Below are 5,093 nucleotides of genomic sequence, written 5' to 3'. Positions count from 1 at the left end.
AGTTATTTGTTACCACGCCATAATATTTCAAGTGTGTTACTCTGAACTAATATTTAAGAGTGAATAATGGTCGATTTCAACTTCAGAACCCATTTACTGTTAACATAAGCGATTCTTAAGGAATGTAAAATAGGGCAGAGTAAGTATAGCATGGGTTGTGAATATTGGTTTTTATATTCTTAAATTCCTTTAAAATACCTATAATTACTGCTGGGTCAGGTAGATTTATTAGTCTTTTTCTTTTAAAAAAGCGGTTGATCATGATTTAGAACTTAAAATAATACCTTAGGAAAGAAGTATTTTAGTAAATTAGCCAAATATAGATTTGATATTAACTGAAAATGAAATCAAGATTAATGAAGTTAAACCTTTTCCCTATGCATGAGCAATTTAAAATTGGTGCTATACATTACTACATATTGTCAAGATTTTTAATCCGTCTTGAAGATATTGTGCGACATGTGCGACATGTGTTATTAGCTATTATAAACTTCTAATATATCATAAAACTTACCAACGCAAAAATTTTATATATTTTTAAAGAGGTAATTTTGTCAACTTACAATCTATAAAGATTATAGATTGAGAGATAAGACGTTAAATAATCATGAATTCTCCCCTGGTCGAGTGGCTTCTTATTTAACAAAAATCACTGAGTGGCTTATATCTTTAGTGGAAGAAACTTTTTCCTTGTAAATTAAAGATATATCTGGTAGTTTTTTTTATAAAACTACTTCTTTCTAATATCTAGGATTGTGGTTATTGATATGACCCCTTGTGGATATTAAAGAAATAATTTTTAACAGTCCCGTTTGTAATTAATTAAAGGAAGCTAGTAGAAAAGAAGTAATAGTGTTAGGTTAAACAAATTTTAAAAATAAAGATAAAACGTTTTATAAGCTAGTAGAAAAAGAATTTCTTTCCGAAAATATTATATACTGACAGAAAATTATTTTAATTACGTGCTTAAGCCTAAATTATTTAAAAATTGCCTGATACTACTAGTATGCTGATAATCCTCATGTCCTCTGTCATTTTCATGACCGTTTAAGGCTTATTAAAAAACAACATATTTATAGAAACAGGGAATTGTGGAAGCCTTATTTCTTTTAATTTTAGCTTGAACCTACTCATTCCAGCGGCATTAAAAGAAAGGTTTTGAATTATTTTATGAAATATACATATTACAAGGCGCTGAGTCGTAGGCAAGCTGTTTAACATTATTCATAATTAAGAGACCTTAATTAGAAAGCAATTGATTGATTATTATTAGACTATTTATAAAACTGCGTGACGGCGAAGGGGCTCAGGGCTAATCCCAATCATAGGAAAGTCGATTTTTTTACAAATACTTATTATATACGCAAGGAAGCTCATGGAGCAACGAATGTTGCTCTGATTACTATCTCACCTTGTTTAGATTTTGAAATAGCGATTAATAATTTTGACATTTAAAAAATTATACGTCATACATATTTTTGAAACTGATACAGTCTTCTTCTCAAAATTATTATTTTGAAAAGACTATCTCGATGTGAAAGATGGGCTAAATTTAAGTAGAGTTTGATGAAAATTTAGTAGCTAAATTTCCCTATGACTTAAGAGTGATTTGCTAATTAACTGTGTAAATTGAATAGTAAGAATGTATAGTAGCAAGTTGAGCCCTACTCTAAAAGGGTTAAAACAAGTCTGTTAATCTTCATGTTTTTCCCAAATGAGGCTCATAAGAAATTTTAAAATAGAATTTTTAAAAATGAAAAAATTAATAAAATATATGAGCTTAATGTTTATAGATTTCTTTATTTTGATAGCTGTTTTTTTTCAATAGAAAAAGGATGGTGAGTAATCCTAATAAGCCTATTTGAATTTTTCAGACTCCCTATAAGGATCACTTTAAAACTAGAGTTACATTTTACATATAATAGGGTATTCCTGGTTCCTAGGGTGTGTTGTGTTAAAAATTATGATCATATTAATTATTTTCAACTATTAATTATTTTCAACTATGGGGTATCGATATCTACTTACAACAAGGAAATCAGATAGGAGCTTTGGAAAATATATAAATTTTGGCAATTTTAAAAGTATATGCCGATATTTTTTTAGTGAAATAAATAATTTAAACTACCCTCTTAAATATGCCAGGCTTTGGGAAATTCTAATGAACAAACATAAATTTAAATATCTAGTAGTTATTAACTTAAAAAAAGTCTGATATCTAATAGTTAGAAACAATTTATAATGTAAAAGTTTTTTTTAATTTTTTCTCAACCAGTTGATTTTTTAATTTCACGTAAACAGGAATCCCATTTTTATAGGGCGGATAACTTTCTCCTTGAATGAGCGGCTCTAGATAGCGACGACAAAGTTTGGTTATTCCGAAACCGTCATTAGAAATAAAATTTCGAGGCAATTTGTGTTCTACATTGGCCACTTGAGAAATAAGCGTTGTTCCTACATGCCATTGATAATGCGGGCTGTCTTCACGTTGAATAGTAAGCATTATATCAGATTGTCCTGCGAGGGCATATTCAACAGCAGATTTTCCAAGCGCATAAGCTTGATCTAGGTCTGTTTGTGAAGCGATATGTCGGGCTGCACGTTGAAGATAATCAGAAACCGCCCAATGAGATTTAAATCCAAGGTGTTTTTTAATCAGACGAGCTAAAATAGGCGCAACACCCCCTAATTGTTCATGACCAAAAGGATCCTGGAATCCTGATACTGTAATCAGTCGACCATTTGGATCACGAATTCCTTCAGAAGCTACTATCACACAATAGCCATGATTATGAATTACTTCTTTAACTTTTGTAAGAAATACTTTGATTTTTAAAGGAATTTCAGGAAATAAAATTATATGTGGAGCTTCATTAGGAGATTCTTGGCTTAATGCGGCAGTAGTGGCGATCCAACCAGCATGTCGTCCCATAACTTCTAAAATAAAAACCTTGGTAGAAGTTGCTGCCATACCTTTTATATCTAAAGCAGCTTCTTGTGTGGAAACTGCTACATATTTAGCTGCTGATCCAAAGCCGGGAGAATTGTCCGTAAAAGGTAAATCGTTATCAATTGTTTTTGGTAAGCCAATGCAGATCAAGTGGTAATCCATCAATTGACTCATTTGCGAAATTTTATAGGTAGTATCTTGCGAATCTCCACCACCATTGTAAAACATGTAACCGATATCGTGAGCTTTAAAAACTTCAATTAAGCGTTCATATTGGCGTCGGTCTTTGTTGATCTCTGTGAGCTTGTAGCGGCAGGAACCAAAAGCGCTGGAAGGTGTGTGGAGGAGAGCAGCAATATTTTCAGGGGATTCTAAGCTAGTATCAATGAGCTCTTCCTTAAGTGCGCCAATAATTCCATTTCGTCCAGCTAGTACTTTATTAATTTGTGAAGTATATTTTGCAGCAGTTTGAATGACACCACAGGCTGTAGCATTAATGACTGCTGTGGAACCACCAGACTGGGCGTAAAAAATGTTCTTTTTACTCATGGTGTTTTTCTTTCTTTAGTTTCATAGATTGGGCAAGGAGCAGTTGATCATATGGAATAGTGAAGTTGTTAAAGCGTAACTGAAGGTTGATTTGATATCAATACATTGTGAAAAATAAATTTATGTTCCAAGAAAAGTACACAACTTATCATATTATCTTCTTCATTCAGAAAAAACTTTGCACCTTATCTCTCCAAACACCAATTTTACAGTAAAAGTGCAAATATCACAAAAATTAGTCGGTGTAAAATACCTTTCTTTATATCGGCAGAGCAAACTTAATCTAGAGGTAACACACATTCAGGAGTGAGATTACATTAACAAGCCCCCCTTCCCCTAATTTTTCATTCTTTCAAGAGAGCATCTAATATGTGGTAAAGATCAACTTTTCTGATACAGAAAAAGGTTGTTGATTTTAACCAAATTTATTTCCTAAAGTTAATTTAAAAGTAAGTGCTAATGTTAAAAGAAGGGAGGGAATTTTCCTCCATCTCCTTTTTGTTCATAAAAACAAACCTACCTAGCAGCATAAATAAAGAACTCTAACGGCTTTGTTTGTAATAGATGAGGTAACTTTTTCTTCATATTCTTAACTATTTGAAAAGTAAAATCTCTACCTTTGTAAAGAGGTTATGACTCATCCAAAGCTATGAGTAAATTATTAGGTACTGGTTTTCTATAATCCAAAGATCCACAGTTACTATCTTTAAATAAAGGGGGGTGTTTTTTCTAGCTATGTAGAAAGTTAGGAGAGAGGAAATTTTGTTGGTTAAATTGCACTTTCAATAATGTTTTAGAAGTGTTGCTTTGGTTCTGATTCATACTGCTACTCTTTGTAAAGTTCACAATACAATCTATAATTTCTAATGATTCATCTGTTAGAGTAAGTCATTTTATAGCCTATACTGAGTCTTTAATTTTTTTTGTGGATCTTAATTTTAGTCTTTGAACAACTACTAGGAACCTTGTAATTCCTGGACCTTCCTAAAATAGTACTTTGTAATGAAACTGCTAATAAATCTAGTCTCTCGGAGAATCATGATGTTCACAAAAATCCTCTATTTTTATTGTATTGTTTCCTAACTCAGTGAAAAAGCATCACTATTATTCATGATATCTACTCTTCATGATATCTACCTCTTCATGATATCTACTTTTATATATCTATAAGGTATTGTCAGTATTTATTTTAATATTACTTTATCTATTCAAGAGGTATTAATAACATCTAAAAAGTCAAAATAATATCAGAGTTTATTGATTATACATGATCAAACTTATATACTATATTTAGCGGATTAATAAGAGCTATTTTAGATCAAATTATTATTGCTGTTGGTAGTCTTCTGAGCGACATAGTGGGTCTACCTGTGTAAGGGCTTCAATAAATGCTTTAGATTTTTTGCTTCTCCTCTTACTCCGGAATAATATAAGGTGATATTTTATTAATTAAAGATTCAATCGTATTTAACGTACTTCTCTGAAAATTAGGGTTAAAGTACTAATTAGGGTCAAAGTACTAGCTAAAAACATAAGATAAGCATAAGCGAAATCCCTCATATCATATTTTATTAGTCTATATTGTAGGTTTGTG

General features: G+C 31.3%; 2 protein-coding genes. One reads left to right on the top strand and one right to left on the bottom strand.

The features are described 5' to 3' along the window. The first annotated feature begins 356 nt into the window (after positions 1 to 356). Positions 357 to 497 (top strand): hypothetical protein, encoded by a 141-nt coding sequence (locus CLERM_RS03965; RefSeq protein ID WP_157939809.1) that lies wholly within the window; start codon positions 357 to 359, stop codon positions 495 to 497. A 1,739-nt stretch (positions 498 to 2,236) separates the two neighbouring features. On the opposite strand, the gene CLERM_RS03335 is transcribed toward CLERM_RS03965, so the two are convergent. Then, positions 2,237 to 3,499, bottom strand: a complete 1,263-nt coding sequence (locus tag CLERM_RS03335) for a 6-phosphofructokinase (RefSeq protein ID WP_102157173.1) — start codon at positions 3,497 to 3,499, stop codon at positions 2,237 to 2,239. Positions 3,500 to 5,093: the final 1,594 nt, after the last annotated feature.

It is taken from the genome of Coxiella-like endosymbiont, assembly GCF_002871095.1.
Taxonomy (GTDB): domain Bacteria; phylum Pseudomonadota; class Gammaproteobacteria; order Coxiellales; family Coxiellaceae; genus Coxiella.
The sequence above is the reverse complement of the archived record's forward strand: the minus strand, read 5'-3'. Positions and strand labels throughout refer to the sequence as shown.